The 24,130-nt window shown below is 70.2% G+C and carries 23 protein-coding genes; 5 read left to right on the top strand and 18 right to left on the bottom strand.

Translation table 11 applies throughout. From position 1 onward, the window contains the following. Positions 1-32: 32 nt before the first annotated feature. From DAT35_RS38695 to DAT35_RS38760, 14 genes are all read right to left on the bottom strand, one after another. On the bottom strand, positions 33-854 hold the full coding sequence (locus tag DAT35_RS38695) for a hypothetical protein (protein ID WP_108074300.1): 822 nt from the start codon (positions 852-854) through the stop codon (positions 33-35). After that, on the bottom strand, positions 851-2,134 hold the full coding sequence (locus DAT35_RS38700) for an ABC transporter permease (RefSeq protein ID WP_108074301.1): 1,284 nt from the start codon (positions 2,132-2,134) through the stop codon (positions 851-853). The genes DAT35_RS38695 and DAT35_RS38700 overlap by 4 nt, the downstream gene beginning before the upstream one ends. After that, positions 2,131-2,826: an ABC transporter ATP-binding protein gene (locus DAT35_RS38705; RefSeq protein WP_108074302.1), complete on the bottom strand. Its 696-nt coding sequence runs from the start codon at positions 2,824-2,826 to the stop codon at positions 2,131-2,133. Before DAT35_RS38705 ends, DAT35_RS38700 begins: the two co-directional genes overlap by 4 nt. After that, positions 2,823-4,427, bottom strand: a complete 1,605-nt coding sequence (locus DAT35_RS38710) for a hypothetical protein (RefSeq protein ID WP_108074303.1) — start codon at positions 4,425-4,427, stop codon at positions 2,823-2,825. The genes DAT35_RS38705 and DAT35_RS38710 overlap by 4 nt, the downstream gene beginning before the upstream one ends. Before the next feature lie 144 nt (positions 4,428-4,571). Next, positions 4,572-5,150 (bottom strand): YlbF family regulator, encoded by a 579-nt coding sequence (locus DAT35_RS38715; protein ID WP_108074304.1) that lies wholly within the window; start codon positions 5,148-5,150, stop codon positions 4,572-4,574. Between the two features lie 11 nt (positions 5,151-5,161). Next, entirely contained in the window at positions 5,162-5,632 is a 471-nt protein-coding gene (locus DAT35_RS38720; RefSeq protein ID WP_146210075.1) for a hypothetical protein, read from the bottom strand. A gap of 92 nt (positions 5,633-5,724) precedes the next feature. After that, complete coding sequence (locus DAT35_RS38725) at positions 5,725-6,534, bottom strand: hypothetical protein (RefSeq protein WP_108074306.1); 810 nt, start codon at positions 6,532-6,534, stop codon at positions 5,725-5,727. 39 nt (positions 6,535-6,573) lie between these two features. Continuing rightward, entirely contained in the window at positions 6,574-7,761 is a 1,188-nt protein-coding gene (locus DAT35_RS38730) for an ABC transporter substrate-binding protein (RefSeq protein ID WP_108074307.1), read from the bottom strand. 27 nt (positions 7,762-7,788) lie between these two features. Next, positions 7,789-8,523, bottom strand: coding sequence for a PspA/IM30 family protein (locus DAT35_RS38735; protein WP_108074308.1), 735 nt, complete (start codon positions 8,521-8,523; stop codon positions 7,789-7,791). Between the two features lie 201 nt (positions 8,524-8,724). Beyond that, positions 8,725-10,053, bottom strand: coding sequence for a 5'-deoxyadenosine deaminase (locus DAT35_RS38740; RefSeq protein ID WP_108074309.1), 1,329 nt, complete (start codon positions 10,051-10,053; stop codon positions 8,725-8,727). A gap of 56 nt (positions 10,054-10,109) precedes the next feature. Continuing rightward, positions 10,110-10,514 carry a cytidine deaminase gene (locus DAT35_RS38745; protein ID WP_108074310.1) on the bottom strand — a complete coding sequence of 135 codons (405 nt, stop codon included), beginning with the start codon at positions 10,512-10,514 and terminating at the stop codon, positions 10,110-10,112. Beyond that, positions 10,511-10,891, bottom strand: coding sequence for a PilZ domain-containing protein (locus DAT35_RS38750; RefSeq protein ID WP_108074311.1), 381 nt, complete (start codon positions 10,889-10,891; stop codon positions 10,511-10,513). The genes DAT35_RS38745 and DAT35_RS38750 overlap by 4 nt, the downstream gene beginning before the upstream one ends. A 154-nt stretch (positions 10,892-11,045) precedes the next feature. Continuing rightward, positions 11,046-12,947 (bottom strand): WD40 repeat domain-containing protein, encoded by a 1,902-nt coding sequence (locus DAT35_RS38755; RefSeq protein ID WP_108074312.1) that lies wholly within the window; start codon positions 12,945-12,947, stop codon positions 11,046-11,048. Positions 12,948-13,011: 64 nt separating this feature from the next. Beyond that, positions 13,012-14,316 (bottom strand): thymidine phosphorylase, encoded by a 1,305-nt coding sequence (locus DAT35_RS38760; protein ID WP_108074460.1) that lies wholly within the window; start codon positions 14,314-14,316, stop codon positions 13,012-13,014. Positions 14,317-14,490: 174 nt separating this feature from the next. Between DAT35_RS38760 and DAT35_RS38765 the strand changes: the two genes are divergently transcribed. From DAT35_RS38765 to DAT35_RS38780, 4 genes are all read left to right on the top strand, one after another. Further along, positions 14,491-15,957, top strand: coding sequence for an ABC transporter ATP-binding protein (locus DAT35_RS38765; RefSeq protein ID WP_108074461.1), 1,467 nt, complete (start codon positions 14,491-14,493; stop codon positions 15,955-15,957). After that, a complete protein-coding gene (locus DAT35_RS38770; RefSeq protein WP_108074313.1) occupies positions 15,950-17,089 on the top strand; it encodes an ABC transporter permease in 1,140 nt (379 codons plus the stop codon). Before DAT35_RS38765 ends, DAT35_RS38770 begins: the two co-directional genes overlap by 8 nt. Next, a complete protein-coding gene (locus DAT35_RS38775; RefSeq protein WP_108074314.1) occupies positions 17,082-18,011 on the top strand; it encodes an ABC transporter permease in 930 nt (309 codons plus the stop codon). Before DAT35_RS38770 ends, DAT35_RS38775 begins: the two co-directional genes overlap by 8 nt. 479 nt (positions 18,012-18,490) lie before the next feature. Beyond that, positions 18,491-19,021 carry a HAMP domain-containing histidine kinase gene (locus DAT35_RS38780; protein ID WP_108074315.1) on the top strand — a complete coding sequence of 177 codons (531 nt, stop codon included), beginning with the start codon at positions 18,491-18,493 and terminating at the stop codon, positions 19,019-19,021. Positions 19,022-19,045: 24 nt separating this feature from the next. Here the strand turns inward: DAT35_RS38780 and DAT35_RS38785 are convergent, their stop codons facing one another. The 4 genes from DAT35_RS38785 to deoC form a co-directional block, all read right to left on the bottom strand. Continuing rightward, positions 19,046-19,723: a hypothetical protein gene (locus tag DAT35_RS38785; RefSeq protein ID WP_108074316.1), complete on the bottom strand. Its 678-nt coding sequence runs from the start codon at positions 19,721-19,723 to the stop codon at positions 19,046-19,048. After that, entirely contained in the window at positions 19,720-21,456 is a 1,737-nt protein-coding gene (locus DAT35_RS38790; RefSeq protein ID WP_108074317.1) for a phospho-sugar mutase, read from the bottom strand. The genes DAT35_RS38785 and DAT35_RS38790 overlap by 4 nt, the downstream gene beginning before the upstream one ends. A gap of 86 nt (positions 21,457-21,542) precedes the next feature. After that, on the bottom strand, positions 21,543-21,932 hold the full coding sequence (locus tag DAT35_RS38795) for a TraR/DksA family transcriptional regulator (RefSeq protein ID WP_108074318.1): 390 nt from the start codon (positions 21,930-21,932) through the stop codon (positions 21,543-21,545). 20 nt (positions 21,933-21,952) lie between these two features. After that, positions 21,953-22,786 (bottom strand): deoxyribose-phosphate aldolase, encoded by an 834-nt coding sequence (gene deoC, locus DAT35_RS38800; protein WP_108074319.1) that lies wholly within the window; start codon positions 22,784-22,786, stop codon positions 21,953-21,955. Positions 22,787-22,888: 102 nt separating this feature from the next. On the opposite strand from deoC, the gene DAT35_RS38805 reads away from it, so the two are divergent. Next, positions 22,889-24,103, top strand: a complete 1,215-nt coding sequence (locus DAT35_RS38805) for a ComEC/Rec2 family competence protein (RefSeq protein WP_108074320.1) — start codon at positions 22,889-22,891, stop codon at positions 24,101-24,103. Positions 24,104-24,130 lie beyond the last annotated feature (27 nt).

The following is a 24,130-nucleotide window of genomic DNA, read 5'->3' on the forward strand; positions in this document are numbered from 1 at the left end:
AAGTGACTCCACCCCTCCATCCCCCGCCCCCCTCAGGGAGTAGGAGCCGGGGCCACAGCCCCAGCGTCCGTGGCCTCCAGGGCAACATCGGGGGTCGGAGCCCCGGGCGCCACCTGGAAGGGCACCTCGATGGACTCCTCCTCCTCGCCCGCCTCGGGTGCCTCGCGCTCCTCGGGGAGTGCGGGTCGCACGATCGCCACGTGCGGCTGCCCCTCCACGGAGAGCACCGAGGGGAGGCCGAAGCGCTCGCCTGCTGGGAGGCCCACCAGGGAGACCCAGGCCGAGCCGCGCCCGGGGGCCACGCAGTAGATGAGCGTCCCCACCGCCAGGCCCGGCGCCTCCTGGACGGGGCCCTGGCACTCCTGACGCACCTGGAGCGACCAGGCCCGCGCGGGCACGCCTCGCACCAGGTACGGCGGCGCCCCCAGCTCCTTCAGCAGGGGCTCCAACACCGCCGGGTCCGAGGGGACCGTCTGCCCACGGGCCAGCGCCGAGGCCTTCTCCTGGAACTGGCTCAGCGCCAGGGCGGCCAGGTCCTCGGAGCGCAGGGGCATCTGGCTCTCGGCGAGCACCAGGTCGAAGAAGAGCGCGCTCACCAGGAGGATGGGCAGCAGCCGGTAGCCCTTGAAGCCCTCGGCGCGGTCCCGGGACACACCCCAGAGGACGGTCCCGAGCGCCACCGCCGTGGCGGCCAGCACGAGGGAGGGCCACACCACCGGGGGCGGGGCCAGGAAGGCGGAGACCTCGGCGCTTCGGGCGCGCAGGGCGTCGCGCAGGTCCCCCCCGTAGAGCCACCCGAGGGTGAGCAGACAGGCGGCGTTGGCGAGGAGCGTCTTGTACGTGGGCAGCTTCATCCAGCGAGCGTCCGGGCAGGGTCGGTGGCGGCAGCGCGGTGACTGGGGAACCAGGCTCCGGCCACCGCGGCGAGCAGCCCGAGCACCACTCCCCCCACCACCACGGGCCAGGGGAAGGAGAAGAAGCTGTCGGGCTTGAAGGGGAACTGCGGCAGATAGGAGACCGCGAGCCGGTCCATGAGCAGCGCCAGGAGGATGGCGGCGAGGGTGCCGAGGAACCCACCGACCAGGCCCACCACGCCCGCCTCGGCCAGGACGATGTTGCGCACGTCCGCGCGCGAGGCACCCACCGCCTGCATGACGCCGATCTCCTTGGCCCGCGCACGCACCGAGGCGCTCAGCGCGTGGGCGATGTTCACCGCCGCGAGCACGCAGATGAGGATGGACAGGAGGGCCAGCGCGGACGTGGTGAGCGTCACCGCCGCGCCCACGTTCTCCGCGAGCCGCCGCTCCTGGTCGTCGATCTCCAGGCCCATCTCCTTCACCGCCGCCACGAGGCCCGGCACCGCGCCGGGACTGGTGGCCACCAGGGTGATGCCGGTGTACGTCTCCGAGTCCTGGCCCAGCTCACGGTTGAGGCGGATGGCCGTGTCCAGCGGGACGGTGACGCCCGCGAGCAGCGCCCGGTCGGACGCGCCCACCACCTGCACCTGGGTGGAGAGGGTCGGAACGTTGGGCAGCGGGGCCGTCACATAGGAGCGGTTGAAGTCCACGGGCAGGGTGAAGCCCACGAGCATGCTCGGGGCGAGCGTCGGCAGCTTGCGGGCCGGGGCGAAGGTGTTGTTGTAGATCTCCAGGAGGCGCGTGGAGATGAGGGCCGGCAGCGGCTGGCCCGGCCCCGGGTCCACGAACTTCCCCATCTGCACGTCGCCCTCGACGAGGCCGGGGTCCACCCCCACCGTGAGGACGTCCATGCCCATGCGGATCTTCCGGCCGAAGAAGTCCCCGTTGTAGAGGCTCGCCGCGGGGGCGCGCACGTTCATCTTCCGGTAGAGCTTCTCCACATCCGGCAGCGCCTGGAGCCGCTCCACCATGGCCGCGTCCAGCTTGCCTCCGCCGAGGAACGATCCGAGCGACACCGCCGGAGGCACCACGTCCACCAGCCGCGCGTCGTTGGGGAAGATCTTCTCGCGGATGACTCGGCCCACCCCCAGGCCCAGGCCCAGGAAGAAGACGAGCGCCCCCACACCCATGGCCACGCCGAAGGCGGAGAAGAACGCGCCGCGCCGCTCGCGGGCGAGGCTCAACCGCACCAGTTGGGACAGCGCCGCCAGCCTCATGACAGACCTCCCGCCAGCGCGGGACGAGGCTCCTCGACGAGCCGGCCCTCCTTGAGGCGCAGCACGCGCCGCGCCGCCGAGCTCATCCGATCCTCGTGGGTGACGGCGAGCAGGGTGAGGCCCTCGTGGTGCAGTTCCTGGAAGAGCGAGATGACCCCGGCGCCCGTGGCGGCATCGAGGTTGCCGGTGGGCTCGTCACACAAGAGCAGCCGGGGGCCGGTGAAGAGGGCCCGGGCGATGGCCACGCGCTGGCGCTCGCCGCCGGAGAGCCGCACCGGGGCGCGGTCCTTCTTGGCCAGCAGACCCACCCGGTCGAGCAGGGACTCGGCGCGTTTGCGGGCCTCGGGAGAGGCGGGGCCGAAGTGCGAGGGCATCAGCACGTTCTCCACCGCGGACAGGTTGGGGATGAGGTGGAAGGACTGGAAGACGAAGCCCACGTGCTGGTTGCGGAAGCGCGCGAGCTCCTTGTCGGAGAGCCCGGCCAGCTTCACGCCGGCCACCTCCACGTCGCCCTGGTAGTGCACATCCAGGCCGCCGAGCAGGTGCAGCAACGTGGACTTGCCACTGCCGGAGGGGCCCACCACCGCGACGAACTCACCGTCCGCCACGTCGAGCGAGAGTCCATCGAGGACCCGCACCTCGGTGCCGTCCCCGTCCCGGTACTGTTTGACGATGTCGCGTGCGCGTATCAATGGGGTGCCAACCAGAGGGTGAGCTCGGCCTGCAGGGCCTTCTCCTTCTCGGAGAGGCCCAGCGTGACCGCGCGGAGATCATCCGTGGCGTCCAGCCAGCGCACCGTGGTCGCCTTGATGGCGAAGCCGCCGATGCCCCAGGCCTCGGAGGGGAGCGCCCTCACGGAGTCGGACAGGCGATTCAGGTCCAACACCGCGCCCAACACCGGACCCTGGAGCGCGCTGCGCACGTCCTCGGCCACGGGGCTCTTGCCAGCGGGGCCCTTGAGCCGGGTGAGCGCCGCCTCGAGGCGGGATTGAGGCGCGGCGAGCACCACCTTGTCGCCCACCTCGGCGAAGTGCGCGCCCTCGCCCTGCCGGTACGAGGTGAAGTAGACGCGCTGGCCGTTGATGTCCGTGGGCTTCACCTCGGCGCCGAAGCGCTGGGCGACGGGGGGCACCTTCTCCAGCGTGGAGGCGAAGGCGGCCGCGTCCTTGGACTCGCCCACCACCACCAGGTGAATGAAGCGGAAGGGGTTGGTGCGCCGTGGGTCCAACGACGGCATGCCGCCACCGAGTTGCGCGGTGGGCGCCAGGGACACGCCCGCGACGAGGCCGGGCTTGAGCTTGTCGAGCACCTCGCCCTTCAGGTCGAAGCCGCTCTGCTGCACGGCCTGGGTGACGGAGGAGCCGACGAGGTAGGGCCAGATGCCGCTGAGCTGCGAGGGGTCTCCCCGGTAGCGCGCCACGAAGAAGCTGTCCTCCGGGAGGTAGCCGAGCAGCTCCGGGGCCTGCTGGGGAGTGAGCGCGGCGAGCGAGGCCTGCGTGTCGGGCCAGGGCGTATCCAGGCGCAGCGTCACCGCGCGCTCACCGAGGGAGCCCGCCACGGTGACGGACTGGGTGGTGCCTGCCGGGATGAGGAAGCCGATGCCACCGGGGAGGAAGGCGTAGAAGTCGCGCTCGGCGGGCAGCCGGTTGAGCGAGGCGGTGAGGAGCGGCTCCTGGAGGAGCGACTTCTCGGCGGGCATGGTGGCGTAGCCGGAGAGCTGGGACACCATGGCGCCCGCGCCCAGCAGGGCATAGCCCTCGGTGAAGAGGAGCCCGAGCGAGGGCTGCTGCGCGTTGGGGCGGCTGAAGGTGACGAGCGTGCCGCCGGGGACCTTGCTCTCGGCGGACTGGGAGGCGCCGAGGCGCTCGCGGGCGAGCTTCGCGAAGGTGGCCGTCAGGGTCTTCTCGTCCTTCACCCCGAGCACGGAGAAGGCCTGGTCTCCACCGAGCAGGGAGGCACCCGCGCCCCGGGCCGGGTCGATGCCAGCGGCCTCCATGGCCTGACGGCTGCGCAGGTCCACGCCCACCTGCCGCATGATGCTGGAGACGTAGGACTCGGCGGACGAGGCGTTCTGGAGCTGGGCGACGAAGTTGGCCAGCTTGAGCTTCTGGAAGCGCGCGAGCTTCTCACCGAGGGCCCCGAGGTCGGGGACGACGACGGAGGCCTGGGCGCCGCGAGGCAGGAAGCGGGCGGGGTTGGCCGCCGTCGCGCCGACCTGCTTCTCCCCACAACGGGAGCAGCCGGCGAACACGAGCAGGACGAGCAGGAGCCAGGAAGGGGCGCGGCGGGACATGGAGCCGGGAGTGCAGACGGCCCCGGGCCCGGAGTCAAATTCTTCCTTCAGGAGCCCCCTGTCCGGCCGTCCGGGGGCCGACCTTGACATCCCCCGAACCGCACTGGGAGCGCGGGCGCTGGACCCGAGACCCAGCGGGACCTCTCACCAGATGCTGTCGGAGAAGAGGCAGTGGAGGAGATTCACCTTGCCGAAGCCGGTGTTGCACACCTGGAGGTCCGGCACAGGGGTGAAGAGCACGTCATTGGGCAACCGAACGGAGCTGAACGACTCACGAGCGAGCGCGTCCAGCTTCGCCTCGAGAGGCTGGAGTTCGGGAGGAAATGGAGGAAACCACGCCTCGGAGTGCGATCGTTCCTCGTCCAGTTCCACCTCTTGAGACGCATGAAGGAAATGCACCGGAGCCAGGATGCTCACGTACACCACGACGCACTTCTTCTCGCGTTGCTCCCCCTTCGTGCCAGGCAGATAGACCCGGACATGGCGGCTCGGATCATAACGAAGGGCCCGCAAGTCCCATTGGAGGCAATCGGGGAGTTGCTCGCGAACACGCTGCAGGAAGCCCTTCCAAGCCGCGTCATCCTTCATTGCAGCCTGCTTCGCGGCCACCAACCGCTTGTATTCCTCGCTCTGCCTATGGCGCGGATCATCTTCATGAAGCCCCGAAGGGTAGTAGCGATGCACGAGCTTGATGAGGGACTCCGCAGAGAAACGCTCTTCCATGCTGTTGGCCCTCAATCCTCGGGGAAAGTTTTCGGCTCGATCCCTGCCGTGAGGAACTTCGTCACCCTGACGCCCTTGAGAGGCTCCCTCAACAACCTCAACATTTCGACCCTGAACTGATCGCAGGCAAGTGCAGAAACGGTCTCGGGTCCACTCAGCACCATCTGAGCTGCCGCATCAGCGGCTTCCGCCGACCGTCTCTGCGCGGTCACGTTCGAAATCGCGCGTTTCCAGTTGGTGACGGGCACTCCGACTTCCACATCGCACCACGCCTGCAACGGCCTGAGTTGGGACACTCGAGTCAACAAGATGTTCACCTGCGCAATCTTCCATCCCCCCGGCTCCGGTCCCGTCTTGTCCACGACATCGTGGAACTCGAACGCCGACGGCGGGATGTGCCCACCCGAAACGGTGGCGCATCCATCCAGCAACAACACCATCGCGCCCAACAGGAGCAGGCGTACCCAGAGTCCTCGCTTCATGGTCCTCCCCCGAGCCATGGGCCCTCGGGAGTCATGAAACAGGGAACACTTCGGACACGAAACGGCTCACGCCGCGCGCTGTCTGGAATCCCTCAGCGCACCCGCGTCCCGTGCGGCAGCGGGCCCGAGGTCTCCTCCGTGAAGTCGAGGAAGCGCTCCATCTCGCGCACCGTCTCGTCCGTGGCGTGCGCCTCGGCGCTGAGCGCATCGAGCTGCCGGTTGACGGTCTCGGGATCCCGGATCGCGATCGACTGCTCGTGCGTCAACCGCATCAGGTCCTCGATGCTCGCCAACTGGTGGCTCACCACCTCGCGGCTCTCCCCCGCCTGCTCGAAGCGCGCCAGCCGCCGCTTCAAAATCTCCAACCGCTTCTCCTTCACGTCCTTGAGCCGCGGATTCGTCTCCTGCGCCACCTCCGCGTCCATCAACCGCACCTCTTTCTCCAGCGACTGCCGCTCCGCCGAGTTGAGGTACGTGCGGTACTGGTTCAGCGTGGAGATGAGCCGCAGGAACGAGGTGAGCAACGCATCCAGCCGCTGCTCGCTGCTCGCCGCCAGTACCCGCCCTCCAGGCAGCTTCGCGTAGTTGGCGAGGATCTTCTCCTTCAGCCCCACCAGCTGCTGGTAGTGCTCGCGCTGCGAGGTGGCCAGTTCCGCCAGCAACGTGTCCACCTGCTGCCGCGCGGCCTCCGCGTCCTTCTCCTCGGGCATGCCCGCACGCACCGCCCGCTGGAAGCGCTTCGAGAAGGGCACCACCCCCAGGTACAGCCCCTCCACTCCGAGCGCCACCAGCGTCGGCAACAGATGTCCCGTGAGCGCCGAGGACGCCCCCGCGGTCAGCAGCCCCACCAGGTTGGCGGGCATCAGGAAGGCGGCCTTCAGGAAGTTGGGTGTGCGCGCCACGGAAGTCCTCGCCAGGGAGGCGCCTCGCGTCCAGAGGGCTCAGGGCCCTCGCGCCTCCGACACGTATTTCAGCGCGCCGAGGTCGCGAGTGTCCTCGGCTGGCGGAGCCACCGCCGTGCGCTTGATCTTCTGGTAGAGCGCCGAGGCGCTCTGGAAGAGCTCGTCATAGGTGACGGGCGCCTCGCCGGAAAGTCCGAAGAAGGCCCGATTGTCCGCCAGCGTCGCCGGGGGCGCGCTCCGGATGGCCTCGGTGGGGTCTCCCAGGTACGGCGCCACCTCGCCCAACAGCCGCGCCCCGGGCCCTGGATCCTTCTGGACGCTGCCTCCCGCATCCAGCAGTCCCCGGATGACGCGGCGGACCGCGTCCGGGTAGCGCGCGGCATAATCGCCCCGGGCCACCAGCACCGTAGCCACCAGGTGAGGCGCGTCCGCCGTGGTGGCCAGCACCGCGCCGCCCCGGTCCCGAGCCGCCAGTTCCACGTCGCCCCATAGCCCGGAGACCGCGTCCGCCCGGCCCTCGCGCAGCGCTCGGCCCGCGTCCAGCGTGGAGGGCAGGTCCACCCACCGCACGTCCGTCATCCGCAGGCCCGCGCGAGACAGCGCCCACAGCGCGAAGTAGTACGAGGAGCCCGAGGGGTACACCCCCAGCCGCTTGCCGCGCAGCGAGGCCAGGTCCGGCACGCCCACCGCCGCCAGCGCCTCCTGCCCGCGGCTGCGCCCCACCAGCATCACCGTGCGCGGCGCTGCGTCCCTCAGCGACGGCAGCCAGGACGCCAGCCGGTCCACCGAGATGGCGGCCATGTCCACCCCGCCGTGCTCCGCGCCCACCGCCAGCGCCTGCCGCAATTCCTCCTCGCTGGCGAAGACGACCGCGCGCGCGTCCATGGCGTACGCCGTCTTCAGCACGCCCTGCGCCGCGCCGGGAGGTGCCCCGGGGTTGTCCAGCGTCGAGGCCCCACCGGTGGCCAGCAACAGCGCCGCCGCCGAGCCTCGCGCGGTGAAGCCAATGAGCGTGGGCCGCAGCGGCACCGAGGCCAGGTCCGCCACCGGCGCCGCCACTCCGGCGGGGAAGTCTCCCGGCGACAGGCGGATGGCCTCCTTGGCCGCCGGGAAGAAGCGCGCCTGGAGGCGGTCCAGGTACCCCTGCCTCGAGGCCACCAGGTACACCGCCCCCAGACAACACAGCGCCAGGAACGGATAGAGGCCGGGTCCGCGTCTCACTGCCATCCGGGCGGCCTCCTCCGTCCCACGGGACTACTTGATCTCCACCTTCTTGCCGATGGTCTTCTCCGGACCGCCACCCACCTCGGACACCGGCGCGGGGCTCTCCAGACCCATCTCCATCTTCATCTGCTTGACGAGGTCCATCGCCTGGATGCGCTCGGCGTCCTCCTCGATCTGCACGGCCTGGTGGTCCACCGACTCGAGCGCCATCTGCATGCGCGCCTCGTTGATGGCGGACTTCTCCTGGACCTTGCGCAGCATCTCGTCGTGGGTGGCGTCGATGCCGGCCACCTGGAAGGACTCCATGGCGTCGGCCACCTTGGACTGCCACTGGGCGCGCCGCGCGTCGCGGATGGCGTTCATCGCCTCCTGCGTCTTGCGGTCCTTCTCGCGCATGAAGGCCTTCTTCAGGTTCAGCGACTTCTCGTACGCCTGCTTGGCCGTATCCAGCTGCATCTGGTTGCGCTCGAGCGCCGCCTTCTCCGTCTGCAGCTTGGTGGCGTACTGCGCCGCCAGGTCGTCACGTCCCGCCTGGATGGCCGCCTTCACCTTGGCTGTCAGCTCCCGGATGTCCTGCTGGTACTTGGCGTTCTCCTTCTCCAGGAGCGTCAGGTTCGCCCGCACCATGGCGATGGACTCGTTCATCTTCGGGACCTGATCGTTCAGGTCACGGATGTTCTGCTCGAGAATGAGCTCGGGGTCCTCAATGGAGGAGACGAAGAAGCCAAAGAAACTGCGCATTGCCCTTGTGAACCGTTGCCACATGGCGGGTGTCTACCTCCTCGAATTCGTGCCGTTGGTGGGGGACCTTACACCAACCCACCGTATTCCACGTATGGCGAATGCCTCAGGTCTACGCTCACCGAACGGCGGTGATTGCCAGCCGACTCCCCGAGTGACGCTGGTCCGCTCGGAGTGCGAGCAGCCCCTACCCGGAGCACCCCCTCGCCGCCCCTCTCCGAGGCCTTAACGGGCCCAGGCGGCGATGCGCGCGGCGTGCTGGCGGGCGCTCGACACCACGGAGGCCGCGTCCAGGGTGAGCAGGTTGCGGTCCTTGAGGACGGGCCTGCCGTCGATGAGGACGTGCACCACGTCGGTGGAGCGCGCCGAGTAGACGAGCGGCGAGAGCACATCCCGGGGATCGGCCGGGGAGGAGTGGAGGCCGGAGAGCTCCACCACGGTGATGTCCGCGCGCTTGCCCTCCTCCAGCGAACCCAGCTCCGCCTCCAGGCCCAGCGCCCGGGCACCGCCGAGCGTGGCCATCTCCAGGACGCGCTCGGGCGGCATGCCCCGGGGGCCCACCCTGGGCTTGTGCAGCAGCGCCGCCAGCCGCATCTCCAGGAACATGTCCAGGTTGTTGTTGCAGGGCGCGCCGTCCGCGCCGAGGCACATGGACACGCCCGCGTCGAGCAGCTCGGGCACCGGGGCAATGCCCGAGGCCAGCTTGAGGTTGGAGCCGGGGCAGTGGCACACCACCGTGCGCGTGTCCCGCAGCAGCCGCCGCTCCTCCTCGGAGAGCCACACGCAGTGGGCCAGCGTCACGTGCGGGCCGGTGAGGCCCACCTCATGGAAGAAGGCCACGTTGTCCTTGCCGGTGAGCTCGCGCACCACGTCGCACTCGGTGCGGTTCTCGCTGGCGTGGGTGTGGATGCGCACGCCCTTCTCCCGGGCCAGGCGCCCCACCTCGCGCAGCAGCTTCTCCGTGCACGAGAGGACGAAGCGCGGCGCGAAGGCGTAGCGCAGCCGGCCCCCGTGGGTGCCATGCCAGCGCCCGAGCAGCGCGAGGCTCTCCGCCAGCGAGGCCTCCGTGGACTCGTGCAGGCCCGTGGGCACGTCGGCCGCGTCCATCATCGCCTTGCCGCCGGTGAGCCGGAAGCCACTGTCCCGAGCGGACTCGAAGACGGCGTCGTAGTGGCGCACCGTGCCCATGTCGAGCGCGGCCGTGGCCCCCGAGCGGATGAGCTCCGCGAAGGTGAGATCCGCCGAGGCCCGCATGGAGTCCGCGTCGTGCGCGGCCTCGAAGGGCCAGATGCGCTCGCGCAGCCAGTCCAGCAGCTCCAGCCCGTCCGCCCGGTTGCGGAAGAGCGTCTGGCAGGCGTGCAGGTGGCCATGGATGAGGCCGGGCAGCACCACCTTGCCGCTGACGTCCAGCACGCGCAGGCCCGCGCCCCGGGTGCGGATGTTCCGCCCCACCCGGGCAATTCGCCCATCCTGGATGAGGACATCGGCTTCCGCGAGCACCTCGCGCTCGCGGTTCATGGTCACGACGGTGCCGTTGGTGAGGAGGAGATCCACGGTCCAACGGGTATTACCACGGTTTGAGGCCCCACTTGGGGGCCATACACGGAGTGTCAGAGGAAATCGCGGGTGAAGGCGTGCGGGAGCAGCTCACCGAGGGTGTAGCGCGCCTCGTCCCCCTTGAGGTTGCGGCTGCGCACGGGCAGCTCCTTCGGGGCGAACTCCAGCATCACCTGGCGGCACATGCCGCACGGCGGACACGGAGTGGGCGTGTCCACCACGATGGCCACCGCCACCGGCCGGTCGCGCCCCTGGGCCACCCCGGCCGCCAGCGCGCCACGCTCGGCGCACACGGACAGGCCGTAGGAGGAGTTCTCCACGTTGCAGCCCGACACCACACTTCCGTCCGCGTACAGCACCGCCGCGCCCACCGGAAAGCGTGAGTAGGGCGCATACGCGCGCTCCCGCACCTTCTTCGCCGCCTCGAACAGCTGCTCCCAGGGAATGTCCGCGCTCATGCGCCTCCTCGTGCCTTGGACTCGGCCAGCTCGATTTCGTCAATATAGCGGGCGATGCGCAGCTCCACGTCCTCCGGCAGGTCCATGAAGCGCACGTGCGCGGACGAGCCTCGCGGACCGTGCCCCACGTGGAGCACCTGCCCGAGCACCTGGAGCTCCTCGTCGGAGCCCGGCAGCGTGAAGCGCGCCTCCACCTTCGTGCCCACCGGCATGGCCCAGCTGTACCAGGCGAAACCCCCGAGCGAGATGTTGCCCTCCCGGGGTTCGAACGCGTCCGACGAGCCCGCCCGCCTCACGTGGATGCGCATCGACACACGGGGGGACTCACGCCGGTCGTCCACCTTCCGCGGGTTACCATCCTTGGACTGCTCGCTCATGCCGTGCCCTGCACCTGTTCGTGGAGCCCCATCGTCCACACATCATACCCACCTCCGGGCGCACCGCACGGACTCACGAGGGCGGGTGCGGATTCGGTGACCACCGGACACTTCCCTGTTGCTCTCCGGGCAACACGGCTGGCGACATCCCGCGTCAATGCCCTCCCGGGTTCCATGCGCGCTCGGGCCAGAGGAGCACGGTCGTGTCGGCGCTGCCCGAGGCCAGGAGGGAGCCGTCCGCGGAGAAGGCCAGGGCCGTGACGAGAGCGCGATGCCCCTCCACCACCCCGAGCAGCTCGCCACCCACACGCCACACCCGGACCCGCCCCTCATGGTCTCCCGTGGCCAGGATGCGCCCGTCCTCGGAGAAGGCGAACGCCGAGAGACGGGCCGGCAGCTCCCACCGGAGGCGGCGCTCCGGACGCAGGGGGTCCACCAGGGCGAGCGTCTGGAGCCCATCCTCGAAGGCGAGCCATGCATCGTCCGGGGAGAACGCGAACTTCGTGAAGTCGCTCCTCATGCCGTGCTCGATGAGGCACGACGTGCCGCTCTCCAGGTCCCAGATGCGGGAGCCCTGCCAGTGCTTCCGTCCCTCGAACAGCACCCCCGTGACGAGGAATCGGCCGCTCCCGGACAGGGCGAGCGCATCGTCGTTCTCGAGGGAGAGGGGGACCTTCCGGAGCAGCTTGCCCGTACGGGTGTCGTGCACGCGGGCGAACTGTTCGCCGCGCCAGGAGTGAAGCTCCGAGATCAGCGCACCGTCCGCGGACCAGACGGTCTGGTACGGAGTGCACCCGTCCTCGAGCTCCACCTCGGTCCCCGCAAGGGCATCCCTGATCCAGTGCCCAGCGACGAGCGCACGGCCCTGGGACAGGTGGAGGTACCGGTCGTCCTCGTCCTGCCCCAGGTCGACACACGCCTCCTGCCTGCCAGAGGCGCAGTCCCAGGAGCGCACCGAGCCATCCGCGGAAGACGACACCAGGATCGTCCCATCCCGGGAGAAGGTGAGCCGCGTCACCCGATCCCGATGGGCACGCGCCGGCAGTACCCTCCCGGTTGCCAGCTCGATCAGAACGACCGTTGACGAGCCCTTCGAGAAGGTGGCCCACCGCTCATCGGGCGAGCGCACCAGGTCCACGTCCCAACGGAGGTGAGCCCGGGAGTCCACCTCCTGAAATACCTCGCCGTCGCGGAGGAACTCGAGCTTGCGCGAGGACACCTGGATGGAAGTCCCGTCGGGCAGCGGAAGCGGAGGGTTGAAGGAAGTCTCGGCCTCCGCCAGCAGGACCCCCGTGTCCGTGTCAAAGGTGCGCCGGAGCGTCCTCCACCCCTCCCCGGCGACGTCTCGAATCACGCTCCGGCCATGATCCGAGAACGCGGCCCACGCGGGCGTGTACTCCCCCCCATCCCGGGCCGACCAGAGCAGTGACCAGGCCGCCGTGTCGAAAACGCACAGGCGAGAGAGATCGAAGGTCCGCTCGACAACGGCGGCCCGGGAGCCGTCCGGCGAGAAGGCGAGGAACTCCGTGTTGCCCACCGCGCCCTCCGGACACACCCACCGGAGGGGCTCGTCCGCCGCGAGGTCGAGCACCGCGAAGCCATTCGAGGACGGGGAGCCACTCGAGGCCCGGGTCCCGGCCAGAATCGTACGACCGTTCGACGAGAGCGCCATGCAGGAGATGGCGCCCCCGGGAGGCGACCACTGCCGCAGTTCGGCACCCTGTTCCGCGTCCCACAGCCGAATCGTCCCGTCGGCACTCCCCGTGACGATCCGCGTGTGGGAGACGTAGTGCACCGCACACACGGCGTCGCGGTGCCCGGAGAGCACGAGGACCTCGCGGCCGTCCTCCAGGTCCCAGACGCGTGCCGTGCTCCCGCTCGCCGAGACGACCCTTCGGGAGTCAGGTGAGAAGGACACCGCCTTCAACCCGAAGGGGATGCCGTCCTTCTCCGGAGGATGCCAGAGGCGATGGGTCCCGCAGCGGCTGAGTGCCGCCTCGGGGATGGGGTCTCCGAATACGTCCAGCCGGGGAAACAGGCGCTCTTGATGGCTCATGGGAGGGTGGCGCAGAGACGGCAGGAGCCGGGCCCCCTGACACCGCCCCCCCTTCCCCACCCAGCTACTCGAGCCGCTCGAGCACCAGCGGCCGGGACGCCGGCGGCTGGGGCCCGAAGCGGTACGCTCCGAGCAACCGCTCCTTCACTTCCTCCAGCGGCCCCGGCTCGTTGTAGTGGATGCGCACGATGGGCTCGCCCGCCACCACGGGCTCGCCCTCCTTGCGCAGCAGGGTGAAGCCCACGGCCGGGTCGATGATGCTGTCCACCCGCTGGCGTCCGGCTCCCAGCGCCACCGCCGCCAGGCCCACCGCCTCCGTGTCGATGCCGGTGATGAAGCCGGGCTGGGCCGCCACCACGTCCACCGTGGAGCGCGCCTGCGGCAGCAGCGAGTAGTCATCGATGGCGCGCGGGTCTCCGCCCTGCGCCTGGACGATCTCCTTCAGCTTGCGCACCGCGCTCCCGTCCTTCACCGCCGCATGCATCTTCTGGCGCGCCTCGGCCTGACTGGAGGCCTTGCCACCCAGCACCAGCATCTCCGCCGTGAGGGCCAGCGTCACCTCGGTGTAGTCCGCCGGGGCCCGGCCGCGCAGCATCTCCACCGCCTCGATGATTTCCAGCGCGTTGCCCACCGCGCGGCCCAGCGGCTGCTCCATGTCCGTGAGGAGCGCCGTCACCTTGCGGCCCATCTCCGCGCCGATGCCAATCATCGTCCGGGCCAGCGTGCGCGCGTCCTCCGCCCGCTTCATGAAGGCACCGCTGCCTACCTTCACGTCCAGCACCAGCGCGTCGATGCCCTCCGCCAGCTTCTTGCTCATGATGGAGCTGGCGATGAGGGGGATGCAGTCCACCGTGGCCGTCACGTCCCTCAGCGCGTAGAGCTTCTTGTCCGCGGGGGCGATGGCGCTCGTCTGGCTGATGAGGCAGCACCCCACCTCGCGCACCAGCCGACGGTACTCGGACACCGGCACGTCCATCTTGAAGCCGGGGATGGACAGCAGCTTGTCCACCGTCCCTCCGGTGTGCCCCAGGCCCCGGCCGGAGATCATCGGCACCGGCACCCCGCAGGCCGCCGCCAGCGGCGCCAGGCTCACCGACACCTTGTCCCCCACCCCTCCCGTGGAGTGCTTGTCCACCTTCACGCCGGGTACGTCCGACAGGTCCACCACCTCGCCGGACCTGAGCATCGCCTGCGTCCAGGCGCCCAGTTCCACCGCGTTCAGTCCCCGGAAGAAGACCGCCATGCACAGCGCGGACATCTGGTAGTCCGGCACCGCTCCCGAGGTGTACGCCTCGATGAATGCCCGGATGTCCTCGGGCGCCAGCTGCTTTCCGTCCCGCTTGGCCTTGATGAGCTCGTAGGGTCTCACGCGGACAGCCCATACCAGGAAGGCGGGCAGGCATGCACCGGGAGAAAGGGCCTCCCACCGCCCATCGTCCATCCGGATACCCGTCATCCGCCATCCATCTGATAAAGGTGGGGGGTCTTGATCTCCCTCCGGCACATCCACAAGCGCTTCGGCGCCGTGACCGCCCTGGACGACGTGTCGCTGGACATCGGCACCGGGGAAGTCCTCGCTCTGGTGGGCGAGAACGGCGCCGGAAAATCCACCCTGATGAACGTCCTCTACGGGCTCTACCAGGCCGACTCCGGCGACGTCGTGATCGACGGCAAGCCGGTGCGCCTGCGCAGCCCCAAGGACGCCATCGCCCGGGGCATCGGCATGGTGCACCAGCACTTCATGCTCGTCCCCACCCTGACAGTGGCGGAGAACGTGGTGCTGGGCCGGGAGCCCTCGCGCTGGGGCCGGTTCGACCCGGACCGGGCCTGCGAGGAGGTGGCCGCCACCTGCGAGCGCTTCGGCTTCAAGCTGGACCCCCGCGCCCGGGTGGACACCCTCACCGTGGGCTCGCAGCAGAAGGTGGAGATCGTGAAGGCGCTCCACCGGGGTGCCCAGGTGCTCATCCTCGACGAGCCCACCGCCGTGCTCACGCCCCAGGAGGCGGACGACCTGTTCCGGGTGGCTCGGGAGCTGGCGGCCGGCGGGCGCACGGTGGTCTTCATCAGCCACAAGCTGCGCGAGGTGCTCAGCGTGGCCGAGCGGGTGGCGGTGATGCGGCGCGGCAAGCTGGTGGCCGAGGTCCGCGCCGCCAACACCCGGCCCGAGGAGCTGGCCGCGCTGATGGTGGGCGAGTCGCGCGTCCCCCACGCCGAGGCCCAGACGTACCACCCGCCCGAGGGCGAGAAGCTACTGGAGGCCCGGGAGCTGCGGGCCCGGGGAGCCGACGGACGGCCGGCGCTGCGCGGGGTGTCGCTTGAGGTGCGCGCAGGGGAGATCGTCGGCATCGCCGGGGTGGACGGCAACGGCCAGCGCGAACTCGCCGAGGTGCTCACGGGACTGCGGCCGCTGGACGAAGGCGGAGGCTCACTGCTGGGCGGGCCGCTCGCGGGACTGACGCCCGCCGAGGCGCGGAGCCGGGGCGTGGGGCACGTGCCCGAGGACCGGCTGTGGCGCGCGGTGGTGAAGGCCATGACGGTGGAGGAGAACGTGGCCCTGGGACGGCAGGCGCGGCCGCCCTTCGCCCGGGGACTCCAGGTGGACTTCGCGGGCCGGCGCGAGCGCACCCAGGCGCTGCTGACGGCATATGAAGTGCGGCCTCCGGATCCGCAGGTGCCACTGCAGGCCCTCTCCGGCGGCAACCAGCAGAAGGTGGTGGTGGCGCGCGAGCTGGACGCGGCGCCCAAGCTGCTGGTGGTGGTGCAACCCACGCGAGGCCTGGACATCGGCGCAGTGGCGCAGGTGCAGGCGAAGCTGCGCGAGGCGCGCGACCGGGGTGCTGGCGTGCTGCTCGTCTCGTTGGACCTGGAGGAGGTCCTGGCCCTGTCCGATCGCATCTACGTCTTCTTCGAGGGACGCATCACCGGCACCTTCTCGCGGCCGGAGTTCGACGAGCGGAAGATTGGCTGCCGGATGCTCGGCACCGGCATGGAGGAGGTGGCCCATGGGTGAGCGGCTGCGCGGGGTGCTCCCCTCCATCCTCTCCGTGCTCCTGGCGCTGGCGGTGTGCTGGGTGTTCATCGCCATCACGCGCGATGCGGCGACCGCCACAGAGTCCTACCTGCAGATGCTCCGAGGCGGCCTGGGTGACTGGCCCATGTTCCTCGACGGGGGCCGCATCACGCTGCTCACCCGTCCCCTCGGCGAGGCCGCCATCAAGGCGTCGCTGCTCCTGCTCACCGGCCTGTCGGTGACGGTGGCCTTCAAGGTGGGCCTCTTCAACATCGGCGCCCAGGGGCAGATGTTGGTGGGCGCGCTCACGGCGGCGGTGGTCGGCGCCCAGCTCGAGCTGCCCGCCGTGCTGCACATCCCGGCGGCGCTGCTGGCGGCCGGCCTCGCGGGAGCGGTGTGGGCGCTCATCGCCGCGGGCCTCAAGCTCGCCCGGGGCGTCCACGAGGTCATCTCCACCATCATGCTCAACTGGGTGGCGGTGAGCCTGGTGGACAACTGGTTGGCGGTGGGTCCGCTCCGGGCCGGAGCCGGCACCGGCCTGTCCACCACGGGCACCGCGGAGATCGCCCCCAGCGCTCAGCTGCCCCGGCTGCTCGGGGAGATGTCCCGCCTGAACCTCGGCTTCCCGCTGGCGCTGGCCGTGGCGCTGGCCCTCTGGGTGTGGCTCACGCGGCTGCGCACGGGCTTCGAGACGCGCGCGGTGGGGCTGGGCTCCGAGGCGGCCCGGGCCGCGGGCATTCCCGTGGTGCGGCGCACCGCCGAGGCCATGGGGCTGGCCGGAGCGCTCGCGGGGCTGGCCGGCGCGGTGCTCGTGCTGGGCACCGAGTTCAAGTACCCGGGCTCGCTGGGCGCTCCCTACGGCTTCGACGGCATCGCCATCTCGCTCATCGGCGCCAACCACCCGCTGGGCGTGACGCTGTCCGCGCTCTTCTTCGGGGTGCTGCGCGCGGGGGGCACGCGCATGCAGCTGCTCGGCGTGCACAAGAGCTACCCCGAGCTCATCCAGGGCCTGGCCCTGCTCTTCGTGGCGGGCAGGCTGGTGTGGCTCGCCCTGCTGCGCCGGCGAAAGCTGGCCGCGCCATTAGCCTCCAGCAAGCAGCCGGAGACGAGCCCGGAGGTGCCTCGTGCTTGAGATTCTGGAAGCCCTCCTGTCCTCCACCCTGGAGTACTTCCCGGCGCTCCTCTTCGCCACGCTCGGGGCCACCCTCTGCGAGCGCTCCGGCGTGGTGAACGTGGGCATCGAGGGGATGATGCGCGCGGGCGCCTTCTGCGCGGCCGTGGCGGCGCTCACCTTCCCCACCCCCGTGGGGGTGCTGATGGGCATGCTCGCCGGCGCCGGCATGGCCGCAGTGCACGGCTACCTGTGCATCCGCTGGCGCTCGGACCAGGTGGTGTCCGGCATGGCCATCAACCTGGTGGCGCTCGCCGGTGGCACCTACCTCCTCGAGTCCCTCTACGGCCCCAACGGCACGCCCCCCATCCACCAGCTCACCCGCTGGCACCTGCCCGGCCTGTCCCAGGTGCCCCTGCTGCGCGTCTTCTCCGGGCACTCGGCCCTCACGTGGATCGCCCTGGCGCTGCCCTTCGCCTTCCACTGGCTGCTGTACCGCACGCCCCTGGGCCTGCGCCTGCGCGCCGTGGGCGAGAAGCCCCACGCCGTGGCCACCCTGGGCCTGTCCGTGATGGGGCTGCGCTGGCTGGCCGTGGTGGGGGGCGGAATGCTGGCGGGACTGGGCGGGGCCACCCTCTCCACCGCCGTGCTGGACCGCTTCGAGCAGCACACCCCGGCCGGCCTCGGCTTCATGGCCCTGGCCGCCATGGTGTTCGGCCGCTGGACGCCCCTGGGCGCCTTCCTCGCCGCCCTCTTCTTCTCCGCCGGCAACGCCCTGCGCATCGGCCTGGCCTCCAGCGCCCCCGGCCTGCTGGAAGTGGTGCCCCAGGGCTTCCTCCTCGCCCTGCCCTACCTCCTGACGCTCGCGCTGCTCGCCTTCCAGGGCCAGCGCACCCACGCCCCCGCCGCCCTCGGCACTCCCTACGAGCAGGAGTCTCGCTGACCCGGGTGTGCTCTCCGGCACGCCCTTCCGGGTCACCTCCTCCCCGCTGGCCTCCCCCCCGGCTCCCTCTTGAGCCGGGCACGTGGATTTTTACCGTCCGGGTCCCTCTCCACCCGGGTCATTCCTGACTTGGATTCAGACGTGACCCACCTGCGCTCATGTATGCGCAGGCAGGAATAAGTGTCCCTTCATCTCGGCAACACATCAAATCCATGTATTTCAAGGAAGAAATGATGGAGCGTCGACTGACGTACAGTCGGGCCATGGACGGCAGGCAAACGGCACGCGCATCGCATCGAATGTGTCGCACGCCAGGGGTTCGTTCGCGGCAGGACAGGAGGGCCTGAGGGGCCCTCGGCGCGGCGGCAGGCGCTGGACGTGCGAGGGGGCGGCGGGAGGAGGGAGGTCGGCGTCCGGAACCAGTTGGGGGGGGACCCGACGTGAAACCAGACAGAGCACGTGGAGCACGAGGTGACGCGATGAGCGCGGTGGCGACGGCCTGCAAGCCGAAGCAGGCACAGGTAACGAGCGAGGGCCGGCATCTGACCGCCGTGGGCTCGCTGGACGGTACCGACGTGCAGTACCTCGACCTGGGCGCGCTGGCGCGGCACGCGGTGGCGCTGCTCCAGGCCACCGGCCATGTGGAGGCCACCGAGGTACAGCTGGAGCTGCCGGACGAGCCGGTGTTCGCGCGGGTGAGCAGGCGGAGGATGGAGCAGGTGATGCTGCACCTGCTCGCCGACGCCGTGAGCGCGTGCCGGAGCGAGGGAGCCACCGCCCGGGCGGTGCGGCTGAGGGTGGAGCCCCAGGACGACTTCGGGGACTACGGCCCCACCTTCCAGCTGCGCTACGCGTCCGCGTCCGAGAGCCTCTTGTCGGAAGGCCTGACGGCGGCGCGAGAGCTGGTGGAGACGCTGGGCGGGAGCTTCACGGTGAAGGACCACGGGTTGAAGGGCACCACGGTCACCGTCTCCGTGGAGTTGCCGGACCAGGGCACCGCGAGCTGGTAGCGCTCGCGGGCCCGGCCTTCGCGATTACAGCTTGTAGGCGACGCCGAACAGCGCCTCGAGGGTGAAGCGGGCCGAGCCACGGCCCCGGAAGTCCCCATAGGCGCCGATGGTCGGCCCCATCCGCAGGTTGAAGGTGACGGCGAGGTTGCGGTCGATGAAGTACTCCGCGCCGCCCCCCAGGAGCAGCGGGAAGACGGGGCCGCCGCCCGAGCCGAAGATGACGTAGAAGGGGATGTCCAGGCCCGCGTTGAGCATGAGCGCACTGCCCACGGGGATGCCCACCGTGAGCGAAATGGGCAGCGCCAGACCCACGTCGGTGAAGTTGTCGTAGAAATAAAAGAGGGGCCCGGGGGCGAAGCTCAGCCCCAGGTTCAGCTTCGAGTTCTCCAGCAGCATCACCCGCACCCAGGCCTGCAGCTTCAGCCCCGGCACCACGGCGGTGACGATGCCCTCGCGGCCGTAGTTGAAGGTGAACTTGCCGCCGATGTCGAACCGCGACGTGGCCCCGTGCAGCACGCCCAGCGACAGGCCCGGCCAGCCCACCTGACCCTCGAGCACGGTGCTTCCCTGCCCCACCGTCTGGCCCGACAGCACGGACCACCCCTGACCCCGGCCATACGACACGCCCTCGCCCTGCGCCATCGCGGCACCCGAGACGAGGAGCACACCCACCAGCAACCCCATCGAGACATTGCGCTTCACGCACCCACCTCCGGCTGCCCTCGCTCGCGCGCCAGCGCGATGAAGGCGTCGATGAGCTTGAGGAGCCGGGCCTCGGCCCGGGCGCGCGCGGCTTCCACCGGCTCGCCGGAACCCAGCGTCTCCTTCAGCTCGAAGTAGTATTTGATCTTCGGCTCCGTCCCGGACGGCCGCGCCGTCACCCGGCCTCCGCCGTCCAGCTCGAAGCCGAAGACGTTGGAGGGCGGGAGCTTCTCGCCCTTCTTGTAGTCCTTCACCGTCTTCACCGGCAGCTCTCCCACGCGCGTGGGCGGCGAGCGGCGGAAGCCCTCCATGATGCGCGCGATGACCTGCGCGCCCTCGGCACCCGGGAAGGTGAAGTTGCGCTGACCGCTCACGTACAGGCCGAACCGGCGCTGAATCTCCTCCAGGTAGCCGAGCACCGTCTTCCCGCGCGACTCGCACCAGGCGGCGAGGTCCGCGAACACCAGCCCCGGGCCGATGCCGTCCTTGTCCCGCGTCACGCCGCCCACCACGTAGCCGAGCGCCTCCTCGTAGCCGAAGACGAACTGGGTGCCCTCGGCCTTCTCGCGCTCGAGGGCGCGGTTGGCGATCCACTTGAAGCCGGTGAGCACCTCGTCGTACGCGGCGCCCAGCTGCGTGGCGATGTCGCCGAGCTGCGTGGAGGACACGATGGTGGTGACGACGTGCGGCTTCGCGCGCCGCGTGGGACCCTGCACGAGCACGTAGTGGCCCAGCAGCACGCCCACCTCGTTGCCGGTGAGCATGCGCAGCTTGCCCGCGCCGTCACGCACCATCACCGCGAGCCGGTCCGCGTCCGGATCATTGGCGAGCACCAGGTCCGCCTTCACCCGCTCGGCGGTGGCGATCGACAGGTCCATGGCCCCCGGCTCCTCGGGGTTGGGGAAGCGCACGGTGGGGAAGGCGCCATCCGGCTGGTGCTGCTCGGACACCACGTGGAAGTTGCTGAAGCCCGCGCGCTCCATGGCCTGCTCCATCCACGCACCGCCCAGGCCGTGCATGGCGGTGTAGACGATGGAGAGCGAGTCCGAGCCACGCCCGTGCACGCGCAGCTTGAGGATGGCGTCCAGGTAGGCTTCGCCGAGCGAGTCCGGCACATCCCGCCACAGGGCGCGCGCATGCGCCTCCACGGGCGAGAGCAGCTCCACCTCGTTGGCGGGCTCCACCTTCGAGATGAACGAGGCGATGCCCTTGTCGTGGGGCGGGATGATCTGCGCGCCGTTCTCCCAGTAGACCTTGTAGCCGTTGTACTCGGGCGGGTTGTGGCTGGCCGTCACCATGATGCCCGCCGCGGCGTTGAGGTGCAGGGTGGCGAAGGCGACGAGCGGCGTGGGAACCATGGAGGGGAAGACGTGCGCGGGAATCCCCTCGGCGGCGAGCACGCAGGCGGTGTCCTCGGCGAGCTCGGAGCTCATCCGCCGGCCATCGCGGCCCACCACCACGCCCCGGGTGGTGACGTCCGGGATGGTGGCCTTGAGGTAGCGCGCCAGGCCCGCGGTGGTCCGCCGCACCACCGCGCGGTTCATCCGGTTGGGCCCGGCGCCCAGCACGCCGCGCAGGCCCGCGGTGCCGAACTCCAGGTCGCCCGCGAAGCGGTCCGCCAGGTCCGCCACGTCACCGCGAGCGAGCACGTCCTGCAGCTCCGCCACGGTGACCGGATCCGGGTCCGCCCGCAGCCACGCCTCGGCCTTCTGCTTCAGTCCTGCTGCGTCCATGTTCTCCCCTCCTCGAGGCCCGCGACGCGATGCGACCGCGTCCAGCCCTCCCCGTCTGTTCTACCGATGCCCGCCCGGCCCGGGCCCTACTTGTAATCCGTGAGGTGGCGCCTGCGACCGCTCTTGGGCGCATCCCTCTTGCTCTGGCAGTTCACGCAGAATTCCACATAGGGCATGGCTTCCATCCGGCCGAATGGAATCTCGTCGCCACACTCCTCGCACTCGCCGAAGGAGTCCGGGTCATCGCGCAGCTTGCCCAGGGCCTTCACCACGCGCTGGAGCACGATGTCCGAGTTCCGGTTCCGGCTGGAGGCAATGGTCTGCAACATTTCGTTGAGCGGCTGCTCGTCCTCGTCCCCGCCCACACGCGACTCGTCCGTGCGGTTGGGTTCGATCTTCGCTGGCGTCTTGCCCGTCAGCTCCGCATGGAGCTCCAGCAACTTCTGCTTCAACTTCTCGCGCTGTGCCTGGGTCACGGCCCTTCTCCACGCGGTGGCTAGTACTTCGCGGTAGACCTCTGGCCGGTGACGATGGCCACGGACGCCGAGGCGCCCAGCCGGTTGGCCCCTGCCCGAATCATCTTCAGGGCGTCCTCCGCCGAGCGGATGCCACCCGAGGCCTTCACACCCACGTCCTCGCCCACGAGCCGGCGCATGAGGGCCACGTCCTCCACGGTAGCGCCTCCGGTGCTGAAGCCCGTAGAGGTCTTCACGAACGCCGCGCCCGCTGCCTTGGACAGCACACAGGCGGCGATCTTCTCGTCCTGGGAGAGCAGGCTCGTCTCGAGGATGACCTTCACCGGATGGGGCCGGCTGGCCTCCACCACGCGGGCGATGTCCTCGAGCACGAGCGCGTAGTCCTTCTCCTTGAGCGCGCCGATGTTGAGGACCATGTCGATCTCCCGCGCCCCGGCGTGCAGGGCCATGCGGGCCTCGAAGGCCTTGGCGCTCGTGAGCGCCGCGCCCAGCGGAAAGCCCACCACGGCGATGGGGACCGACTTCGAACCGGCCAGGATGCCCGCAACCGTGGCCACATGGCTCGAGTTCACGCACACCGTGGAGAAGCCGTGCTCCACCGCCTCGCGAGCCACCCGGACGATGTCCTCGCGGGTGGCCTCGGGCTTGAGCAGCGTGTGGTCGATGTAGGGCGCCAGGTCCGCGTTGTCCCGGATGGACTCGGGGTCGATGCGCGCGGTCTTCACGGGGCGCGGGGGCTCGGTGCTGACGGGGGACGCGGGGGGTTCGCTGCCCACCCGGGAACCGAGCATGCTGTGGCGGACGCGGTCGGCGATCTCCTCGACGACCCGCTCGATGTCTTGGGCCTCGGCCATGGGGCGCGGTGTAACCCACTCCGGGCCGCTCGGGAAGCACCGAGACGGCCTCGTACAGTCGCACGTGGGGCATCCGTTCTCTGGGATAGAGTTCCCTCCGCCATGGACTTCGTGCGGCTCCTCCTCCCCCTCTTCGTCCTGCTCGCCGCCCTGCCCGGCCGGGCCGCCTCGTCCCCCGCCCCGCAGACGCCCACGCTCAAACCGCTCACCGTCTACTTCTTCGACGTGGGCCAGGGAGACGCGGCGCTCATCGTCTCGCCCACCGGCAAGACGGTCCTCATCGACGGTGGCCCTCCCGAGGCCGACGACACACTGGTGCCCCGCGTGCGCCAGCTCGTCCAGGGACCGCTCGACCTGGTCATCCTCACCCACCCGCACCTGGACCACCTCGGAGGACTCGCCAAGGTCATCCAGGCGGTGGGCGCCCGGCGCTTCATGGACCCGGGCTACGACCACCCGAGCGAGTCCTACCGCAAGCTGCTGGACGTGGTGGGCCAGAAGGTGGGCCAGGTGATGACGCCCACGCCCAACCCGAGCGCACCCGAGACGCTGCTCACCATCGGCCTGGGCGAGGGCGTGACGCTCACCGTCCTCTCGCCGCGCGCCCCGCGGGACCCCTTCCTCACCCACACGCGCTCGGACGTCAACGCCAACTCCATCGTCGCCAAGCTGACTTATGGGAAGACAGCCTTCCTCTTCGTGGGAGACGCCGAGCCGGAGACCGAGGAGTCCCTGCTGAAGAAGCCCATCGACTTCACCTCCACGGTGCTGAAGGTGGCGCACCACGGGGGCCGCTACTCCTCCACCGCGCCCTTCCTCGCGGCGGTGAAGCCCCAGGCGGCCGTCATCTCCTGCGGCGCGGGCAATGACTACGGACACCCCACCGACGAGGCCCTCGAGCGGCTCGGTGCCGTGGGCGCGCGCATCTTCCGCACCGACCTCCAGGGCGAGGTGCTCGCGGTGAGCAACGGCACGACCGTCACGCTCACGCCGAAGAAGGGCAGGAGCGCGCCCACCGTCGTCACCGGACAGGTGACCGGCCCCGTCGCGAAGGGTCCCATGCCCACGGGCGCATCGAGCTCCGCGGGTGGCTCGAAGGTAGTGCCCGCGAAGGGGACCCTCCCCGCCGAGCGCACCACCCCACCACCAGCCGCCAGCACCTCGGGGACGCGCTACGTGAGCCTCAAGGGCAGCAAGGTGTTCCACCGCGAGGACTGCGGCACGCTCAAGCGGGCGAAGACGCAGGATCGGAAGATGTACAACGACCGAGCCTCCGCCGTGCGAGAGCGCCGTCCCGCCGAGGACTGCGACCCATGAAGCGCCCCGTGAGCAGACCCAAGTCTC

Origin of the sequence: Vitiosangium sp. GDMCC 1.1324 (assembly GCF_003044305.1) — a bacterium.
GTDB lineage: Bacteria > Myxococcota > Myxococcia > Myxococcales > Myxococcaceae > Archangium.

Coding starts and splice junctions, on each gene's coding strand:
- DAT35_RS38695 (WP_108074300.1), bottom strand. CDS start 854: ATGAAGCTGCCCACGTACAAGACGCTCCTCGCCAACGCCGCCTGTCTG.
- DAT35_RS38700 (WP_108074301.1), bottom strand. CDS start 2,134: ATGAGGCTGGCGGCGCTGTCCCAACTGGTGCGGTTGAGCCTCGCCCGC.
- DAT35_RS38710 (WP_108074303.1), bottom strand. CDS start 4,427: ATGTCCCGCCGCGCCCCTTCCTGGCTCCTGCTCGTCCTGCTCGTGTTC.
- DAT35_RS38715 (WP_108074304.1), bottom strand. CDS start 5,150: ATGGAAGAGCGTTTCTCTGCGGAGTCCCTCATCAAGCTCGTGCATCGC.
- DAT35_RS38720 (WP_146210075.1), bottom strand. CDS start 5,632: ATGAAGCGAGGACTCTGGGTACGCCTGCTCCTGTTGGGCGCGATGGTG.
- DAT35_RS38730 (WP_108074307.1), bottom strand. CDS start 7,761: ATGGCAGTGAGACGCGGACCCGGCCTCTATCCGTTCCTGGCGCTGTGT.
- DAT35_RS38735 (WP_108074308.1), bottom strand. CDS start 8,523: ATGTGGCAACGGTTCACAAGGGCAATGCGCAGTTTCTTTGGCTTCTTC.
- DAT35_RS38745 (WP_108074310.1), bottom strand. CDS start 10,514: ATGAGCGCGGACATTCCCTGGGAGCAGCTGTTCGAGGCGGCGAAGAAG.
- DAT35_RS38750 (WP_108074311.1), bottom strand. CDS start 10,891: ATGAGCGAGCAGTCCAAGGATGGTAACCCGCGGAAGGTGGACGACCGG.
- DAT35_RS38755 (WP_108074312.1), bottom strand. CDS start 12,947: ATGAGCCATCAAGAGCGCCTGTTTCCCCGGCTGGACGTATTCGGAGAC.
- DAT35_RS38770 (WP_108074313.1), top strand. CDS start 15,950: ATGGGTGAGCGGCTGCGCGGGGTGCTCCCCTCCATCCTCTCCGTGCTC.
- DAT35_RS38780 (WP_108074315.1), top strand. CDS start 18,491: ATGAGCGCGGTGGCGACGGCCTGCAAGCCGAAGCAGGCACAGGTAACG.
- DAT35_RS38790 (WP_108074317.1), bottom strand. CDS start 21,456: ATGGACGCAGCAGGACTGAAGCAGAAGGCCGAGGCGTGGCTGCGGGCG.
- deoC (WP_108074319.1), bottom strand. CDS start 22,786: ATGGCCGAGGCCCAAGACATCGAGCGGGTCGTCGAGGAGATCGCCGAC.
- DAT35_RS38805 (WP_108074320.1), top strand. CDS start 22,889: ATGGACTTCGTGCGGCTCCTCCTCCCCCTCTTCGTCCTGCTCGCCGCC.